The sequence below is a fragment of the Streptomyces sp. NPDC048192 genome (assembly GCF_043202415.1).
In the GTDB taxonomy this organism is placed as follows: domain Bacteria; phylum Actinomycetota; class Actinomycetes; order Streptomycetales; family Streptomycetaceae; genus Streptomyces.
Map to the genome: position 1 here is coordinate 158,391 of NZ_JBIDAL010000008.1, position 17,316 is coordinate 175,706.

The 17,316-nt window shown below is 70.4% G+C and carries 14 protein-coding genes; 2 read left to right on the forward strand and 12 right to left on the reverse strand.

Annotated features, from left to right (window positions below; genetic code table 11):
* Window positions 1-10: 10 nt before the first annotated feature.
* The 3 genes from ACGFZN_RS18715 to ACGFZN_RS18725 are packed head-to-tail and all read right to left on the reverse strand — an operon-like array spanning window position 11 to window position 3,698.
* Window positions 11-1,621: a bifunctional 3-(3-hydroxy-phenyl)propionate/3-hydroxycinnamic acid hydroxylase gene (locus ACGFZN_RS18715; RefSeq protein WP_393859563.1), complete on the reverse strand. Its 1,611-nt coding sequence runs from the start codon at window positions 1,619-1,621 to the stop codon at window positions 11-13.
* Complete coding sequence (locus tag ACGFZN_RS18720; RefSeq protein ID WP_393859564.1) at window positions 1,618-2,556, reverse strand: fumarylacetoacetate hydrolase family protein; 939 nt, start codon at window positions 2,554-2,556, stop codon at window positions 1,618-1,620. Before ACGFZN_RS18720 ends, ACGFZN_RS18715 begins: the two co-directional genes overlap by 4 nt.
* The gene (locus ACGFZN_RS18725; protein ID WP_393859565.1) at window positions 2,553-3,698 is read right to left on the reverse strand and encodes a VOC family protein; all 1,146 of its coding nucleotides are present in this window, start codon (window positions 3,696-3,698) and stop codon (window positions 2,553-2,555) included. The genes ACGFZN_RS18720 and ACGFZN_RS18725 overlap by 4 nt, the downstream gene beginning before the upstream one ends.
* 138 nt (window positions 3,699-3,836) lie before the next feature.
* Here ACGFZN_RS18725 and ACGFZN_RS18730 point away from each other — a divergent pair, with 138 nt between their 5' ends.
* Window positions 3,837-4,472, forward strand: a complete 636-nt coding sequence (locus ACGFZN_RS18730; RefSeq protein WP_393859566.1) for a TetR/AcrR family transcriptional regulator — start codon at window positions 3,837-3,839, stop codon at window positions 4,470-4,472.
* 525 nt (window positions 4,473-4,997) lie between these two features.
* On the opposite strand, the gene ACGFZN_RS18735 is transcribed toward ACGFZN_RS18730, so the two are convergent.
* From ACGFZN_RS18735 to ACGFZN_RS18775, 9 genes are all read right to left on the reverse strand, one after another.
* Complete coding sequence (locus ACGFZN_RS18735) at window positions 4,998-5,507, reverse strand: hypothetical protein (protein ID WP_393859567.1); 510 nt, start codon at window positions 5,505-5,507, stop codon at window positions 4,998-5,000.
* Between the two features lie 308 nt (window positions 5,508-5,815).
* Window positions 5,816-7,456, reverse strand: coding sequence for a bifunctional 3-(3-hydroxy-phenyl)propionate/3-hydroxycinnamic acid hydroxylase (locus tag ACGFZN_RS18740; protein WP_393859568.1), 1,641 nt, complete (start codon window positions 7,454-7,456; stop codon window positions 5,816-5,818).
* A gap of 21 nt (window positions 7,457-7,477) precedes the next feature.
* Window positions 7,478-8,401 (reverse strand): VOC family protein, encoded by a 924-nt coding sequence (locus ACGFZN_RS18745; protein ID WP_393859569.1) that lies wholly within the window; start codon window positions 8,399-8,401, stop codon window positions 7,478-7,480.
* 10 nt (window positions 8,402-8,411) lie between these two features.
* Window positions 8,412-9,341 (reverse strand): fumarylacetoacetate hydrolase family protein, encoded by a 930-nt coding sequence (locus ACGFZN_RS18750; RefSeq protein ID WP_393859570.1) that lies wholly within the window; start codon window positions 9,339-9,341, stop codon window positions 8,412-8,414.
* 123 nt (window positions 9,342-9,464) lie between these two features.
* Complete coding sequence (locus tag ACGFZN_RS18755) at window positions 9,465-9,854, reverse strand: lipocalin-like domain-containing protein (RefSeq protein ID WP_393859571.1); 390 nt, start codon at window positions 9,852-9,854, stop codon at window positions 9,465-9,467.
* A gap of 237 nt (window positions 9,855-10,091) precedes the next feature.
* Window positions 10,092-10,823, reverse strand: coding sequence for an alpha/beta fold hydrolase (locus ACGFZN_RS18760; protein ID WP_393859572.1), 732 nt, complete (start codon window positions 10,821-10,823; stop codon window positions 10,092-10,094).
* 163 nt (window positions 10,824-10,986) lie between these two features.
* Window positions 10,987-11,655, reverse strand: a complete 669-nt coding sequence (locus ACGFZN_RS18765; protein WP_393859573.1) for a TetR/AcrR family transcriptional regulator — start codon at window positions 11,653-11,655, stop codon at window positions 10,987-10,989.
* A gap of 108 nt (window positions 11,656-11,763) precedes the next feature.
* Window positions 11,764-12,810: a zinc-binding dehydrogenase gene (locus tag ACGFZN_RS18770; RefSeq protein WP_393859574.1), complete on the reverse strand. Its 1,047-nt coding sequence runs from the start codon at window positions 12,808-12,810 to the stop codon at window positions 11,764-11,766.
* Between the two features lie 163 nt (window positions 12,811-12,973).
* Window positions 12,974-16,195 (reverse strand): bifunctional cytochrome P450/NADPH--P450 reductase, encoded by a 3,222-nt coding sequence (locus ACGFZN_RS18775; protein ID WP_393859575.1) that lies wholly within the window; start codon window positions 16,193-16,195, stop codon window positions 12,974-12,976.
* A 236-nt stretch (window positions 16,196-16,431) separates the two neighbouring features.
* Between ACGFZN_RS18775 and ACGFZN_RS18780 the strand changes: the two genes are divergently transcribed.
* Window positions 16,432-17,085, forward strand: coding sequence for a TetR/AcrR family transcriptional regulator (locus tag ACGFZN_RS18780; RefSeq protein WP_393859576.1), 654 nt, complete (start codon window positions 16,432-16,434; stop codon window positions 17,083-17,085).
* Window positions 17,086-17,316: the final 231 nt, after the last annotated feature.

A 17,316-nucleotide genomic window follows, 5' to 3' on the forward strand; every position in this document is an offset into this window, starting at 1 on the left:
GTGTTCCTCGTCAGGGTGCGGGCCGGGCTTCGGCCGGGCGGCGGGCCGTGTGCAGCAGGGGAGCCCAGGCGGCGGCGTCGGTGAAGTCGCCGGTGCCGGTGGGGACGGTGTCCATCACGACGCGGTCGGGGCGCAGGAGGACGGCGTCCGCCCGGCCGCGTGACAGCCAGGCGGCCAGCGTGCCGTCGTCGTCCAGGTCGCCGACATGGATCACGGATGCGCCCAGGGCCGTGGCCACGCCCGTCATCCGTGCCGTGGGCGGCACGGCGGTCAGCACGGCGAAGGAGTCCCCGAGGATGTCGTCCAGGCGCTCTCGCCTGCCGTCGACGACCACCCATGGCTGCGGGCAGAAGGTGCCGGCCAGTGAGCGGCCGCTCAGCCGGGGGCGGCGTCGTACCAGCGGATTGGCGGTCAGTGCGGGACTGAGGTCGCGGCTCACCGCCGCGGTCACACCGGGGATGCGGCAGGCCGCGCCCACCACGGCCCGGCGGATGGCCGCACCGCGGTCCTGTCCGCCGGTCATGGCCCAGCCGACGGCGACCGCGACACTGATCACGTGGCGGGCGTGCGGCTTGCGCTCCTGCTGGTAGGTGTCCAGCAGCCGATCGTCCGCGCCCTGCTGAAGGACGCGGGCGAGTTTCCAGGTGAGGTTGCGGGCGTCGCGCAGGCCCGCGCACAGGCCCTGCCCGATGAAGGGCGGGGTGAGGTGGGCCGCGTCGCCCAGCAGGAAGACGCCTCCACGGCGCCACCGGTCGGCGAGGCGGGCCCGGAAGGTGTACTGCGCCTGCCGGATCACCTCGAAGTCGTCGGCCCTGCCCCCGTGGGCAGCGGACGGCAGGTCGACCCAGGGGGCCACCAGCTCGTGCAGCTGTTCCAGCCCTTCCGGGCCGTCCAACGGCTCACCCTCGGCCAGCCGGAACTCCCAGCGGTAGCGGTTTTCGCCGACTCGCATGAAGGTGGCCGGGCGGGTGGGGCAGCAGATCTGCTCGGCGCCTTCCCAGGTGCGCACCGGGAGGCTGGTGCGCACGTCGATGACCCGCCAGCTCTCCTCGAAATGCAGGTCCTCCCACACGGCGCCGATGGCGTCGCGGGTGATGCTGCCCGCGCCGTCGCAGCCGAGGACGGCGTCGGCCCACACGTGCTCGTCCTCATCGCTGCCGTCGCGGCGGAAGGTGACCCGGACCGGAGCCGATCCGTCGGTGTCCTGGCTGACGGACACGACCTCCACCCCGCCCCACAGCTCGCACTCGGGGCGGCGGGCCAGAGCGTCGCGCAGCAGCCGTTCCAGCTCTGGCTGGTCGAACATGCTGGTCTGCGGGAAGCCGTGGTGGCCGTTCAGAGACCGTGGGAACTCGGCGATCACGCGGCGCCGGGCGTCCAGCAGCCGCAACCCGGGCGCCGGCCTGGCGAGAGTGGCGAACTCCTCGTGGACGCCGACGCTCTGCAGGATCCGGCGAACCTCGTCGTCCACGACGACGGCGCGCGGCAGGGGGTAGATGTCCCGGTGGCGTTCGAGGAGCAGGCTGGGCACTCCGTGCTGGGCGAGCAGGAGCGCGGCGGTGACCCCCACGGGCCCCGCGCCGATGATCACTACCGGTCTGCGGGCGGCTGCGGCGCTCACCTTGCGTCCGCCACGGGGGTCCGCTGCTCGCCGAGGTCGATTCGCCCGTCCGGGGTGGCGATCGAGGCGGTGACGAGGTCACCGTTGCGCAGGTACAGGGGGTTCTTGGCCTGCCCCTTGAAGAACGCCTTCCACTTCAGCGCGGGCGGCAGCAGCGCGGCGATCTTCTCGACCGGCTTGGGCGGGGCCTTCAGGGCGGTGCCGCCGGGCGTTCCGGTCAGCAGCAGGTCGCCCGGGTCGAGGGTCTGGAAGCGGGCGAGCAGGGTGAGGGCCTGGGCGGGCCGTACGATCATGTCGGCCAGCGTGCGGTCCTGGCGCGGTACGCCGTTGACGTTCAGCCGCAGCCGCAGGTTCAGCAGGTGGGCGAAGTCGTCGGGCTCCAGCAGTGCCAGGTACGGTCCGGTCGGGGTGAAGGTCGGGTACGACTTGCTCTCGTAGAACTGGGTCTTGGTCAGTTGCACGTCGCGTGCGCTGACGTCGTTGGTGAGGACCAGCCCGGCGACGTAGCGCGGCAGGTCCTGCTCCTCCACGACGGTGCCTACGGGCAGGGTCGCGCCCATGACGAGGCCGAGTTCCACCTCGTAGTCGAGGAAGTTGACGTGTGCCGGGCGGACGATCGTGTCGTGCGGGCCGCTGACCGAGCCGGACGCCTTGCGGAAGAAGGTGGGCGGTATGTCGCCGGTGAAGCCGGAGTCCTTGGCGTGACTGCGGTAGTTGACCATCTGGGCGACCACCCGGCAAGGGGTGGTGACCGGGGGCAGCGCCACCAGGTCGGCGACCGGCGTGCCGTTTTCGCCGGAGGCGGCGGCCTCACGGACGGCGTCCCGGTCGGCGAGCAGCTCGGCGGTGGTGACGGCCTTGGTCTCGATGCGGACGGCGCGCTCGTCCCGGACGGCCCACCAGCCGTCGGGAGTGCGCAGGACGTTGGTGCTCATGAGCTCATCGCTTTCATCAGGCCCAGCAGGCGAGCGGGGTCGAGTTCGTTGTCGCCGCGCAGGGCATGCATGACTTCGCGCAGCTTGGCGGGGGACGGGCTGGCGCCGAGGAAGTCGCGAGTGACGGGCGGGCCCCACTGGGCCAGGCCGCTCGCGGACATCGGCGCCCATCCGGGTTCGAGGTCGCAGGAGAACAGGTCGCCGTCGGCGAAGTGCTCCAGCATGAAGTGGTCGGGGTCGCGCCAGTAGTCGAAGAGCTGGCTGCCCTGGATGTGCCGGCCGATGCCCCAGCTGCGCCGGTAGCCGCGCTCGGCCAGGTACTCGCCGCCGGCGGCGATCGCGTCGAGGTCGGTGACCTGGTAGGCGGAGTGGACGTAGCCGGTGCCGGGCCCCAGGTGCAGGGCGAGGGTGTGGTGGTCCACGGGCAGGCTGCCCTGGTCACAGCGGATGAACGCCATGGTTGGCCCGCGCTGACGCTGCCCGTCGAGAAACAGGAAGTCGGACACGATCATGCCGAGGACGTCCAGGTACCAGTCCAGGGTGCGAATGAACGACCTTGTCTCCAGCACCACATGACCGAGGCGCTGAATGCGCGACGGCTCGCGCGGGGGCCGCTGGGTGGCGTTCGTACGACGGCCTTCGACGCCGGTGTTGAGGAGCAGCGGGGGCTGCTCGGGCAGCGCCGGCAGCTGCTCGCCGCAGTACACGACGCGGACCGGGAGGCCGGAGGGGTCGAGCAGCGAGACCGACTTCCCTCCGCCGGGCACGTTGATGTCCCGGACGGTATTGCCGGTGGCTGTGGCCAGCCGGTCGAGGTCGGTGCGCTCGGCCGCGCGGAACGCCGGCCCGACGAAGCGGGACGCATGCCCACGCCGGATGACCATGCAGGGTGGGCCCGCGAAGGTGCCGCGCAGCCAGAGTGCCTCCTCGGTGCGTGCGACGATCGCGAACCCGAAGTCGCGGGCGAAGACCTCGGCCCGGTCCAGGTCCGGCTTCTCGAACTCCAGCCAGGCCAGGTCCGCCACTTTGATCACGGGGTTCCGGGCTCGTCCGGGGTGTTCACCGCGCAGGGCGCCCTGCTCACTGTGGAGCTCTTGGTGGGGCGTCAGAGGACCGCCCTTGTTAACGGGGATGTGGGACATCGTGTCCTCCAAGCAACACTGCCGTAATGAGGAAATCATCAACTCTGCCGTTTCTCTCCGTCAATAGGCGCAGCCCAAATAATTGAGGATCTCATCAGTAATGGCAGTGTCGTCGTTGCGGCGGTTACACTGGGCCGCATGCCGACGTCAGCCCCGCCCAAGAACCGCTTCGAGCGACGCCGTGCCGAGACCCGCCAGGCGCTCGTCCGCGCGGCCCGGCAGATCCTCGCGGAAACCGGGGACACGAGCGCGAGCATCCAGGCCATCGCCGAGCGCGCCGATGTCGGCTTCGGGTCCTTCTACAACCACTTCGAGTCGAAGACGGAGCTGTTCGACGTGGCGGTGACGGACGCCCTGGAGGAGTTCGGGCAGGTCATCGACGCGCGCGTGGAAGGCATCGACGACCCGGCCGAGCTGGTCGCGGCCGGCTTCCGGCTCACCGCCCGGATGGCCGACTCCCACCCGGAACTCATGCGAATCCTGCGCGACCGCGGCCTGTCCCACATCCACTCCGACCGCGGCCTCGCCCCACGCGCCCTGCGCGACCTGGAGATCGGCATCGCCTCAGGCCGCTTCACCTGCGGCAACGCGGCCACCGCTCTGTCCGCCCTGGGCGGCACCCTGCTGTCCCTGGTGGCTCTGCGGCTGGACCGCCCGGACCTCGACGGCGACGAGGCCGCCTCCGACCTGGCCGAGATGGTCCTGCGCATGCTCGGGCTCCCGCCGGGGGACGCGCACGAGGTCACCCGTCGCCCGCTGCCCGATCTCGTCTGAGGGTCCGGATCGGCGCGCCGCCGCCGGCCAAGTCGGGTGGGCCCCGTGCTAACCGTTCGGCTGGAGGCCGAGCGGGGCCGACTGGATCGGCTGACGGTGACGCGGGAGACGCTGGAGGAACTCGCGGCCGAGGGAGTGGCCCTCGAAGTGGCCCGGCCGTCGGCGGACACGCCGACCGCATCACCCGCGAGATGACCACGCAAGCGGGGAAAGAACAGCTCACCGGCTCCAAGCGCGAGGCCGTCGACACCTGTGTGCGCTACGTGACCGGGCACCTCGCCCGGCTCCGCTACGACATCGCACTGAAGAACGGTGGCCGATCGCGACCGGCTCCGTCGAGGGAGCCTGCCGCCACCTCGTGGGCGACCGCCTCGATATCACCGGCGCCCGCTGGGGCCTCGACAGCGCCGAAGCCGTACTCAAACTCCGCGCCGTCCACGCCAACGGCGACTACCTCACCTACCACCACACCGCGAGCACCAGCGCACCTACCCCGAACAGCGGGACTACCAACTCGGCGCCTGATCAACGACCTTCCCCCACAAGCATCCGCACCCATTCGGGAACGCCGGGGCCGACATGGACAACGGGAGCCTTGGAGGCGAGGTAATCGTCCCGGCTGCTCTCCTCGACTGCTGCTGCCAGGCCGCGCGCCAGCTGCGCGTCCCCGAGCCGCACCCCCCGCAGGACGAGCTCCAGCGGGATGCCGCGGCGCGCGAACTCCCGGCATCCTTCCAGCGCCTCCTCGGTGAGGGTGGGGAGGGGCCGGCCGATGTCGGACGCGATCAGGTGCAGGCCCGTCAGCACCGCAGACTGGGTCACACGCCGCAGGGTGGTCGCGGCAGCGGGACCGCCGCCGTGCTCGGGCACCTTCCTGAGGACCTCCTCCGCGATGGCGTCGGCGTTCTGGAGCGCCCACTCGACCGGCCCCGCGCCGAGCTCCGTGCGTGCCGCGGCCAGTTCCGCCGGTGACAGGACGGGCTCGGTCAGGCGGCCGGGGTCCGGCCGCAACCACTGGAGCCACTGTCCCCTCACGCTTCTCGTCCCTCCGTCGCGGGGAAGGTGGGCGAGCGGGCCGCTCGGAGCTGCGACCTAGGTCAGGGACCCATAGCTTCCCTGCTGAGTCGAGCAGCCGCGGCCCCCGCCGCTGAGGACGACGAGCGCCGCCGTGCAGGCCAGCTGCAGGATGCGTCCTGCAGCTGGCCTGCACGGTCGCACCGTTCATCGGCAGGGGTTGCTCACCCCGCGCGCTGGCGCGGCGCGGTGCGTAAAGCGCGGCCCCGTGCCGCGCGTCGCTGTGCTCGGCGCGGCCTGCCATGGGCACCGGCTGTGGCGCCGGTGGCTCAAGCGGTGACCTCCGGGGCGGGGGCCGCCGTGAGCCCGTCGCGCAGCGCAGTGACCAGACGCGGGAGGTCGGCCGTACTCTTGGTGCCGCCGAAGACGTAGAAGTCGGGGCGCACCAGCATGGCCTCGATGCCCGTGCGGGCCAGGTCGGACAGGTAGGTGCGGTCGAGATCGACGACGTCGTCGGGGCCGTTCGCCGCCGGGTCGTCGGTGATCCTCAGCAGGCGGAGCCCGACCTGCTCACACCAGGCCAGGGTGTCCTCGTCGAGCCCGTCACGCGGATCACCGGTGGTGAGCAGGGTGAGCCCGATGCCGACGGTTTCGTCGAACATGCCGGTGCGGCCCCTGAACCGCACCCGTCCCTGCCGGCAGAGGTGCCCGGTCGGCTCCGCGGTGGCGCCGGTGCAGTCGCGGTCCAGCAGTCCGCCGGTGAAGGTCCCCAGGAACTGGTCTCCTTGTGGTACGCGGCCTGCCTGCTGGTCGGCGATCATGCGGGCGTCGCGCTCGGCGGCCGCGGCCGGGTCCGGCTCGCAGACAACCCTCCCCAGCATCACGGACTTCTCGATCGCATTCTGCAGATGCTGGCATCGCTCGGTGGTGTAGGTGTCCAGCAGGCTGTCGTCGGCTTTCCCGGACAGCACCAGGTCGAGCTTCCAGCTCAGGTTGATGGCGTCACGGAGGCCCGAGCACAGGCCCTGCCCGGAGAACGGCGGCATCTGGTGGGCCGCGTCCCCGGCGAGCAGCAGCCGGCCGTCGCGCCAGGAGTCCGCCCAGCGTGCCCGGAAGGTGTAGACGGTTTGCCGCTCCAGGGTGGCGTTGTCCGGGTGCAGGTCCCACGGCTCGAGCAGCTTCCAGGCGGTCTCGGCCTGCTGGAGCTCGGCGATGGACTCGCCGGGCAGGCGCATGAATTCCCACCGACGGCGGCCGGGACCGCCGACCACTGCTGTGGTCGGCCGGGCCGGATCGCAGAGCTGGAGGTTCATTGGCGTCCATGCGCGGTCCCGGTCATGGGGTATGACGTCGAGGACCAGCCAGTCGTACTTGAAGCCGAGGTCGGTGACCGAGGTGCGCATGCACGAGCGGATGAAGCTGTTGGCGCCGTCGCAGCCGACGACGTACGCGGCCCGGAGGGTACGCTGCGCGCGCAACCCGTCACGGAGCAGGGGCTCGTCTCCCGCGCTCTCCGCCACGGTGACTTCCACCGCCGTGGGGCCAGCCTGGACGGCCACGGCTTCCCAGCCGCGCAGGATGTCGATCCCCGGCAGCGACTGGACGCGCTCGTTCAGGGCCGCTTCCACGGTGGGCTGGTTGAACGCGCTCATGTTGGGCCAGCCGGAGTAGCTGTCGTCCGCGAAGTCGAAACGGAGGAGTAGCTGACCCTCTCCGTTGCGCCACTCGTAGTCCACAGCGGGTTCGCTGACAGCGGCCATGTCCAACCCCAGCGACGCCAGGATGCGGCCGGCCTCGTGGTCGAAGACGACCGCGCGTGGCAGCGGGTAGGGCTGCGGCCAGCGTTCGACGATGCCGACCCGGCGGTCTCGGATGGCCAGCTGGATGGCCGTGGCCAGCCCGACCGGACCAGCGCCGACGACCAGCACGTCGTAGGCTTCCGCGGCGAGACCCTCGGTCGAAATGCTCATCGTTGCGTTCCTTTCGTCTGTTCAGCCGGCGTCGTGCGCGCCGGTCATCATCGCGGCGAGGTCCTCGGGGCGGAGGAAGGACGGCGGTACGGGCGGGCCCCAGTGGTACAGGGCGAGGCGGGCGTCCTCCCACGTCCCGGGGGTCCACAGTTGGTCGTCGACGATGCAGTCCATGTCGGAGTAGTACTCGGAGAAGTTGCCGGCCGGGTCCCGTAGGTACCAGAAGAAGTTCGACCCCAGCTGGTGGCGGCCCAGACCCCAGACGTGGCGCTCGGGGTGGTCCTCCAGCATCCGGGTGGCGCCGCGTCCCACCTCGTCCACGTCGTCCACCTGCCAGGAGGTGTGGTGCAGGAAGGAGATGGGGGCCTTCTGGACGAGGACGTTGTGGTGGTCGGTGGAGCACCGCAGGAACGCCGCGCCCGGTACCAGGTCGCTGACCTTGAAGCCGAGCCCTTCGGTGAAGAAGCGCTGGGAGGCTTCCTGGTCGGTCGAGCCCAGGACGACGTGTCCGAGGCGGCGGACGCGCACCGGACCCTCACGCAGCACGCCGGGGGCACGCTCGCCGGTCCGCTCGATCCGCCCGGGAGCGTTGTACGGCATCCGCGCGGCGGCGGGCTGCACGATGCGCGGCTGGACCTCGACGGTCACCGTCACCTCGGTGCCCGGATCGACCGCGCGCAGGCGGTGGGTGTCCCGGACGAACGGCACCTCGAGCCGGTCGAGGGCCGAGCCGATCCGCCCGAGGTCGTCCTGGTCGTCGGCGCTCAGGGTGAGTTCCTCCAGGCGGCGCCGCGCCGCGTAAACGATCTTGAGCTGTTCGCCGCCGTCGGCAGTGGCGAATCGGCCGTCGCCGAGGTCGGTCAGTCCGAAATCGGCGTAGTAGGCCGAGGTGTCGGCCACATTGGGCACCCCGATCGTGATGTGCGCCACGCGGTGCAAGGCCATGGCAGTCTCCTCAAAGAGCTTCAGTGTGCGGGTGGTTGTACGCAGACAGGTGTGGGGCCGCGGGTCGGACGGCCTGGGTGCCTTCGGGGTAGGTGGGGCCGGCGACCAGGGGGTTGCGCAGCTCACCGATGCCGTCGATCCAGCTGCGCAGTTCCTCGCCGGGGGCCAGGAACCGGCGCGGGTTCCGGGCGCCGCCCACGCCGGCCGGGGTGCCGGTGAAGATCAGGTCGCCGGGCAGCAGCGTGCAGATCGACGACATCCAGGCGATCTGCTGGGACACCGAGAAGATCATCTGGGAGGTACGGGAGTCCTGCATGGTCTCGCCGTCGATCGCGCAACCGAGCGCGAGGTCGTCGGGGTTGTCGAACTCGTCCGGGGTGACCAGCACCGGCCCGGTCGGGCTGAAGCCGGGGAACGACTTGCCGAGGGAGAACTGGGGCGCCGGTCCCGACAACTGGATGCCGCGCTCGGACAGGTCCTGGCCGAGCATGAGGCCGGCCACATACTGCCACGCGTCCGAAGCGGCGACCCGGTGCGCCTCACGACCGATCACCGCTACCAGCTCGACCTCCCAGTCGACCAGGGCACTCGGCAGCTCGACCGTGGCGTAGGGCCCGGTCAGGGACGTGACGTACTTGGTGAAGACAGCGGGACGCTCCGGTACGGCGACCCCCGACTCCGCCACGTGGTCGGCGTAGTTCAGCCCGACCGCGAAGACCTGCCGCGGGCGCGGCACCGGCGCGCCCAGCTGCTGCTCCACCACGGCGATCCGCTCGTGGCCGGTCGCGGCCGCCGACTGGGCCCAGTCGCGGAACTCGGCCCAGCGGCCGAAGACCGCCTGCGGATCCGAGGAGAACAGGCCGTCGCTGGCCTTCTCCACATCTACGGCGCCGTCGGGGAAGACGAGCACGAGACGGCTGTTGAGTGTGGCTGTCCGCATGGCACAACCTCCATGTTCAGAAAGCGAAAAAAGGAAGGGGGAACGGGACGATCGGGTGATCAGTCGGACGGTCGTTGCCGCTGCTCCGGCTGTGCGGCGGGAGACCGGGCCCGTCCCACGTCGTCAGGCGTCGGCCCGTCGCCAGACAATGCGCACCTGGGAGTCCTCGGCCCCGGCAGCTGTCAGCTCCAGCCGTCCCGGGCCGAAGTGGACCTCGCGTACCAGGTCCGTCCCCGTCCACGGTGCGTAGTGACTGGTCTGAACGTGGTGCACGACCGACCCGTCCGCCTCGCGTTCCCAGCGTCCGGCGTACGCCACGGTCCCGGTGGCCGTCTCCTCGAACGGGGATACGAACGGGGCGTCATCGGGATGGGCTGTCAGCAGTGCGCTCATCCAGCCGTCGGCGGCGTAGTGCAGCATCCCCCTGGGACGCTCCCCGAGCGGACGGACGACCGTCCCCTCTCGTGTCAGCGAGAAGTCCTCGAGGACCCAAGCTCCGAGCAAACTGTCCATGTGTGCCTCGCATCGTGCTTCAGTTCGGTCGGCCCGGCCGCGCAGACATCGTCACAGCACCACGGTGACGGCCCGGCGGCCTGGCCGAGTGGCCGGCTCCTGCCACTGCTGGATGAAATCGGGCTGATGATTGAACGAGTAGGCCATCAGCTTGGGATGGCGGTGTGCCGGCGTCCGGAAATCCGGGGCCGGCGCCGCCCGGGGTGCACCCACGGGCGCTGTTGGTGGGCACGCCACTCACCCCCGAGAGCTGCTCCAGTGCTCCTCGAGGACGGCGGCGACCTCGGCCGGCTTCTGGATAGGCGTCCAGTGGCTGCTGTCCAGCCTCAGAAAGCGGGTGGCGCGCACGGAAGCCGCCATCTTCTCGCCGAAGTCGACGGGGCAGACTGGGTCGAACGCCCCCCAGAACACCAGGGACGGTCCGGCCAGGTCCGCCAGACCCGGTTCCCACTCCACACCGACCGTCAATGCGGAGCGGTACAGCTTGAGGATGCTGTCGCGCATGGTCTCATCCACGCGGCCGGCCGTCTGTTCGGCCAGCTCGGCCGGGATCTGGGTTTTGTCGGTCAGGTCCTTGGCGAACGCGCCGGCGTCGTACTCCTTGGCCCAGCGGTCGCCCGCGACGGGGTCCTGCCACAGCTTGGCCAGCGGATGCCAGTCGTACTCGGCGCTGACCGGACCGTTGCTGCCGGCCCACGTGCGGATCAGGTCCGGACGTACGGAAGCCACGCGTGCGGTGAGGAGGCAGCCCCAGTCGTGGCCGACCAGGTCGACCGGCTCGCCGATTGCCTGCAACCGCTCGATGAGCCAGGAGACGTACTCCTCCTTGGTGCAGTGGAAGCCCTCGGGTCGCGGCGAACCGAAACCGGGCAGGTCCCAAGCCTCCACGTCGCTGCGGGTCAGGTGCTCGCGAACGCCGTCCCACACGCGGTGGGTGTCGGGTACGCCGTGGATCAGAATGGCAGGCATGGATAAACTCCTCGAAAGATGGATATTTTTATTGAGAAGCGAAATAACGGCAGAGGGCGGGTGAAGGAGCCGAAGCCTCGTGCCGCAGGCCCGCGCCTTCGCGCCCACGTGGATGGGACCGAGTGGCGGCACTTCCCGCCTGCGGCGTTTCGATCGACACTGGTCAACGAGTCGGTGCAGCCGTCCCGACCGGGGCGACGACTTGGTCATGCAACACGGCACGAACCCGGAGTGATGCGGTCTGTGGTGCTACGCCGGCGGCGACGAGGAACGCGGTCGCCGCGGCCTCACCCGTGGGGTCCGCCCAGGTGGACGTGGTGTTCTCCTCGGCGAGGGCCAGCATCAGTGCTTCCAGCGCTTGTGCGAGGACGGGCGCGGGGACGTGGTTCGCGAACACGCCTTCGTGCTGACCGCGTCGTATGGCCGCGATGGCCTCTTCGCGGGCAGGTGCCAGGGTGGCGCGGATGGCCTCCTCTCCGAGGTGGCGGCGACCGAGGGAGATGAGCATGCGGTACTGGTCGCCCACCGCCCATGCCGCCAGGGCCATCCGCGCCATCGCCTCCAGCGGATCAGCACCCGGGATGCGTGTCACGGCGAACGCTTGTCGAAGCGCCTGGGCTGCTTCCTGCGCCAGCTCGGTGATGAGCGCGTGCCGGTTGGAGAAGTGTCCGTAGAAGGTGCGCCGCGCGAGGCCGGCCGCCAGGGCGATGCTGTCGAGACTTGCGTCGGGGTCGTCCCGCAGTTTCCGCCGAGCGGTGGCGAGGATGCGCTGACGGTTCGCGTGAGCGTCGCTGCGCTGCGGTGCGCGGCCCGGGGCGTCGGTCGTCTGCATGGTTCTGTCTCTCCACGGTTGCCGGAAAGCCGTGGGCGCCGGTGCTCCCTCACGCACCGGCGCCCACTCACCCCTGCCCAGGGTGGCTTGTCGTCCGGCTGACGGGCGTCAGGGGACGAGGATGAGGCGGATCGGGTCGCCGATCTTGTTCTCCAGACGGCTGACCGCGTTGGCCGCGTCGATGAGCGGGATGTGGTCGGTGATGGAGGGGGCCAGGTCGAGCCGACCGGCCGCGGTCAGCTGCACCAGCTCGGAGACGGACTCGGGGAAGCCGCCGTAGTGGCCGCGCACCTGCTTCTGCAGGTAGTTGAAGGTCAGGCCCTCGGTGATGGTCAGTGGCCGGGGTGTGATGCCCACCAGGATCAGGGAGCCGCCCAGGCCGAGCACGGAGGCGGCCTGGTCGCGGACGGCGGGGACGCCGGCGCAGTCGAAGGCGAAGTCCAGGCCGCGTCCGCCGGTGGCTGCGCGGACCTGGTCGGCGAAGTCGGGGGCTGCCGGGTCGAGCGCGAGGTCCGCGCCGAAGGCCAGGGCGCGCTCGCGGGCGCTGGGCAGCGGGTCGACGGCGATGATCGGGGCGGCGCCGACCAGGCGGGCGAGGCGTACGTTGTGCGCGCCGACTCCGCCGACTCCCCAGACGCCGACGGACTGGGCGGCACGGACGCCCGCGGTGGCGACGACGGCGGCGTAGGGGGTGGAGACCGCGTCGGGGATGATCGCGGCCTGGTCGAAGGGGAGGCTGTCGGGGATGGGTACGAGGGTCTCCTCGCGGGCGATCACGTACTCGGCCCAGCCGCCGTCGTAGTCGATGCCGGCGGTGAGCATCTGGGTGCAGGGGCGGTGGCGCACGCATCCGGCGCACGTGCCGCAGGTCTTGCCGGCCTCCAGGGTGACGCGGGTGCCGACGGGCAGGCCGCGCTTGAGGTCGGGGCCGAGCGTGTGGATGACACCGGAGACCTCGTGGCCGACGGTGACCGTGTCGGAGGTGGCGAACAGCGGGACGAGGGAGCCGTCGAGCAGGTGGACGTCGGAGAGGCAGACGCCCGCGGCCTTGACCTCGATGAGGACCTCGCCCGGGCCCGGCACGGGGATCGGGACCTCTTCCACGGCGAACTTCTTGCTGTCCAGGTGGAAGCGTCCGGCGAGCATGGAGTCCATGACGGTCTGCTTTCTGTGAGAGGCACCGCCCGGTGGCTCGGGTCAGTGGGTGCTGTGTGGTGTCTGGGGGCTTGTGGTGGCCGGAAGGCGTACGGCCGGCAGCGGGGGATGCCGCACGCCTCCCGGCGGCTGGGGGTCACACGCCTTGCCGGCGTTGTGACGGTCAGGCGAAGACGTCCTGCTGGTAGCGCTCGTCGGCCTCCAGCCGCGCGAGCCACTGCTGGGCGGTCTCGTCGTCGCTGCCGGTCTTCTGGCGGTGGATGGCGGCGAGGGCCTCGCGGACGGCGGGTGCCATACGGCGGCCGTCACCGCAGACGTAGATGTACGCGCCGTCCTCGATGGCCTGCCACACCGTGTCGGCGGCATGGGCGATGGCGTTCTGCACGAACCGGGCCGGGTGGCCGGTCACCGCGGAGAAGGCGGTGTGCACCTGGGCGATGCCGGCCTGCTCCCAGTCCTGCATCTCCTGGCGATAGAAGTAGTCGTGCTCCGGGTGGCGGCAGCCGACGAACACCTGGGACAGGCCCACCTGGGTGCCGTGGGCGTGCTGCCAGGCGCGCTCCTCCAGGAAGCCGCGCAGCGGCGCGATGCCGGTGCCGGGGCCGATGAGGATCAGCGGAGTGGCGGGGTCGGCGGGCGGGGCGAACGTCGGGGAGGGGACGCGGACGTAGCCGTACACGACGTCCCCTGGCTCCAGGCCCGCGATGTACGCGGAGCAGGTGCCGCGGTACTGGCCGTCGCCGGACAGGGCCGGGCCCTCCAGCAGGCCGACGGTCAGGCGCACGTGACGCGGGTTGGCCGACGGCGCGGAGGAGATGGAGTAGAAGCGGGGACGGATGGGGCCCATCATCTCCAGGAAGACCGCCAGCGGCAGTTCGACGGCCGGGAAGCGCTCCAGCAGGCCCAGCACCGAGATGCGCTTGCCGAGGATCTCCTTGCTGTAGCGCTCCTCGGCCTCCTCCGTTTCGGCGGTGTACGCCTGGAGCTGCGGCCGGGTCCACGGGCACTCGGTGTACTCGGCCAGCGTCTGGATCTGGGACCGGGTGGCGACGTCCTGCAGTTCCAGGAACTCGGTGAGCAGGATGCCGGCGGTGACCGGGGTGCCGACCGGCAGATGGGTGCGGCCACCGGCCGGCTGGTCGAGCCGGAGCACCTGGTCGTACTCGACGCCGAGCCGCCTCAGTGCGCGCTCCACCAGGGCGAGTTCGTTCTTGGCGAAGACGGCCAGGTGGTTGCCGGTGTCGTAGGTGACACCCTCGGGCAGCTCGACGGTGATGGACTTCGCCGACGGGCGCGGCGGCTCGATCTGGAAGTCCCACAGGCCGGTCGCGTCGGCCACGAGCTCCTCGTTGGCCACCACGGTGAGCGGGTACGCCTGCTCGGAGACGATGGCGGGGCGCACGTCGGACTCGGTGAGCAGCTGGACCTGGTAGCGCGGTCCGCTCGCCTGGGAGGTGTCGGCGGCGTACTCCTCGGCCAGGGTGGCCCACAGGTTGTCCATCCACCGCGTGGCCATGCCGTCGAAGTCACCGGCGGCGTCCGCGATGCCGCGCTCGACGATGGGGGTGGCGCCGGCGGCCAGCAGGCCCTCCTCGATCCGCTTGGGGAATGCCTGGTAGGTGGCCACCCATTGGGTGTTGCCGGCGCCCAGCAGCGCGTACCGCACGTCCTTCAGCGAGCCGGCGGGCAGTCCGGCGGCGAGCAGGTCGTCGAAGCGCTGGGCGTTGTCGGGAGCCTTGCCGTTGTAACTGGCGGCGACCACGATGAGCAGTCCCTCGGTGGGCAGGTTGTCGCCGAGCTCGTCCAGGCTGACGAGGGTGGTGCCGAAGCCGGAGCGTTCACCGCGGTCGGCGATGGTGCGCGCCAGGTCCTCGCACGAACCCAGGCTGGAGCCGTAGGCGACGGTCAGGTTCACCCCGACGCCGCTCACCGCGGCCTGCGCCTGCGTGTCGCCCGTCTGCACGTCCGCGGCGCCGAACACGGTGCGCTCGTGTGCCTGACGGCGACGGACGACCAGCTCGAAGTTGTCGGGCTTGCGGGTCAGCGCCTCCCGCACGTCCATCTTGTAGTCGGCCGTGTCGGCGAACTTGAACTTCTGCAGCACCAGCGCAAGGACCAGGCGGGCCTCGACGAGCGCGAACTGACGGCCGATGCAGGCACGCACACCGTTGCCGAACGGCTTGTAGGCGTGCGGGTGCTGCTTGGCGCGGTTCTCCGGCAGCCACCGGTCGATGTCGAACTCGTCGGGACGGTCCCACGCCTTGGGGTTGGTGTGCAGGGGACCCTCGAGGATGTTGACCCGCGTGCCCTTCTTCAGCTCGTAGCGGCCGCCGATGACGGTGTCCTCATGCGGCGCCTTGCCGATCAAAGGGATGGGGGCCCACAGGCGCAGGGTCTCCTCCAGGATCCGCGGGATGACGTCCATCTGCATGATCGTGTCGTAGTCCGGCACCGTGTCGCCGGGCAGGAGGCGGTCCACCTCGGCATACGCCTGGGCCAGGACGTGCGGGTTGCGCATCAGCGAGTAGGTGGCGAACGCCAGCAGACTGCTGGTGGTCTCGTGGCCGGCGATCAGGAACGTCAGCACCTGGTCGCGGACGTTGTCGTCGTCCAGCGGCTTGCCGGTGTCCGGGTCGGTGGCCTCCAGCATCAGGCCCAGCAGGTCGTCCTCACCGGTGCCCTTCCCGTCGCGGCGCTCCTTGATCACGCTCTCGACCAGGTCCTGCATCTGCTGGATGTTCGCGCGGTACTTCTTGTCGTCCGCCTTGCGGAGCTTGGTCATCATCGGCAGCTCCTGCGAGCGCCGCAGCGACTCGATCAGCGTCTCCAGCAGCGCGTTGAGGAAGGGGTGCAGCTCCTCCTTGTCGAAGGACCTGAACCGGTAGCCGAACCCCGACAGGGCGATCGTGTCCAGCGTCAGCCGGGTGTAGTCGTCGGTGATCTTGACCGGCCGGCCCTCCCTGGCCTCCCACTTGCCCGCCAGGTTCTGGGCGATCTCCAGCATCTGCCCGAAGTAACCCTTCATGGCCCGCTGGCTGAAGGCAGGCAGCAGGATCCGGTGCGCCCTGCCCCATTCCTCTTCGTGCTGGTGCGCGGTGAACAGGCCCGCCCCCGTGAAGTCCCGGACATGCATCAGCGGCGTCTTGTCGATCTGCTTGAAGAACCGCGTCTCGTCGCTGACCTCGGCCACCAGGTCCGGGTCATAGACGAAGACCTGCTCGATGCCGGCGATGTCCATGCCGTAGATGCCCTCGGGGAACTGCTTGGACAGTTCGGCGAAGTACTCGAACGGGTTGGTGCTGGGGATCTGCGGCGTGTGGCCGAGGAGGGGGACCCCACGAGGGGACCGAATGGGGCGAAGGTCGTTCGCGGAGTGCGTGGTCATGGCTTGCTCCTTTGCGCGGAGAGGGGGAGGGCAAGGGCGCCGGTCGATGCCGCGCTGCACGACAGAACCATACGTCGTATGGAATTGAAACCATACGCGGTACGGAAAGTGGCGCGCAACCCTCGGCGGCAGGTGACCGCTGTGGGGAAGCTCATTCCCGTACGGCGTATGGAACTGATACCGTACGTGGTATGGAAAAGCCGAGGCGTCCCCCGCGGGGCACAAGGAAGAGAGATGTGCCTCTGACCGAGGCCGGGATCTATGCCGCCGCTCTGCGGCTCATCGACGAGGACGGCGTCGAGGCGCTCACCATGCGCAAACTCGCCACCGCACTCGACGCGAACCCGATGTCGCTGTACCACCACGTGCCGAACAAGGAAGCCGTGCTGCGCGGCGTGGCGAGAATGGTCGGCGCCCAGTTCCGCACGGTGACGCTCGAGGACGCGCCCTGGCAGGATCGGATCCGCCTGCTCGCCACGGACTTCCGGACCCTGGCACACCGTCACCCCAAGCTGCTGGCCTACTCGTTCAGCCACCAGCCGGACTTCATCCAGCCCGACGACCCGTTCTGGACCGCCCTCACCGCCATCGTGGCCGCTGCCGGTGTGCCGCAGTCAGAGGTCTCGGAGATCGCTGCGCTGATGGTCGCCGTCGTCATCGGTGTCCTCACCGCCGAACTCAACGGCTCGCTCCACACGTGGGCGAACCTCACACCCCCCGGCCTCGACGCCGACGAAGACGGAGCCGCGGACGCAGATCCCGGCCTTGCGGCTGCAGCGCATGAAGGCCCTGATCAAGACCACATGTTCCGCCTCGTGCTGGACACGCTGATCACGGGCCTCGAAAGCCGACTCACCGGCGATCGCGACGGCCAGGGCACCGACCACTGACCCAATCATCGGGAGGCGCTGCGCCGCAGGCAGTCGCACCCTGAGCCGCGCCCGCAATCGGGCGACGCCAGGGCTGCGACACGGAGGAGCCATCCCGTGACATCGGGGGAGACCGCCCGGCGGCGTCGTTCCACGAGTTCTGCACGGCAGCCCTATGCCGACGCTGCGTGCAGAGTGCGCGTGTTCGTGAACCTTTCTGAGGCGGGAGACCGTCGGCCTCGTCGAGCTGCA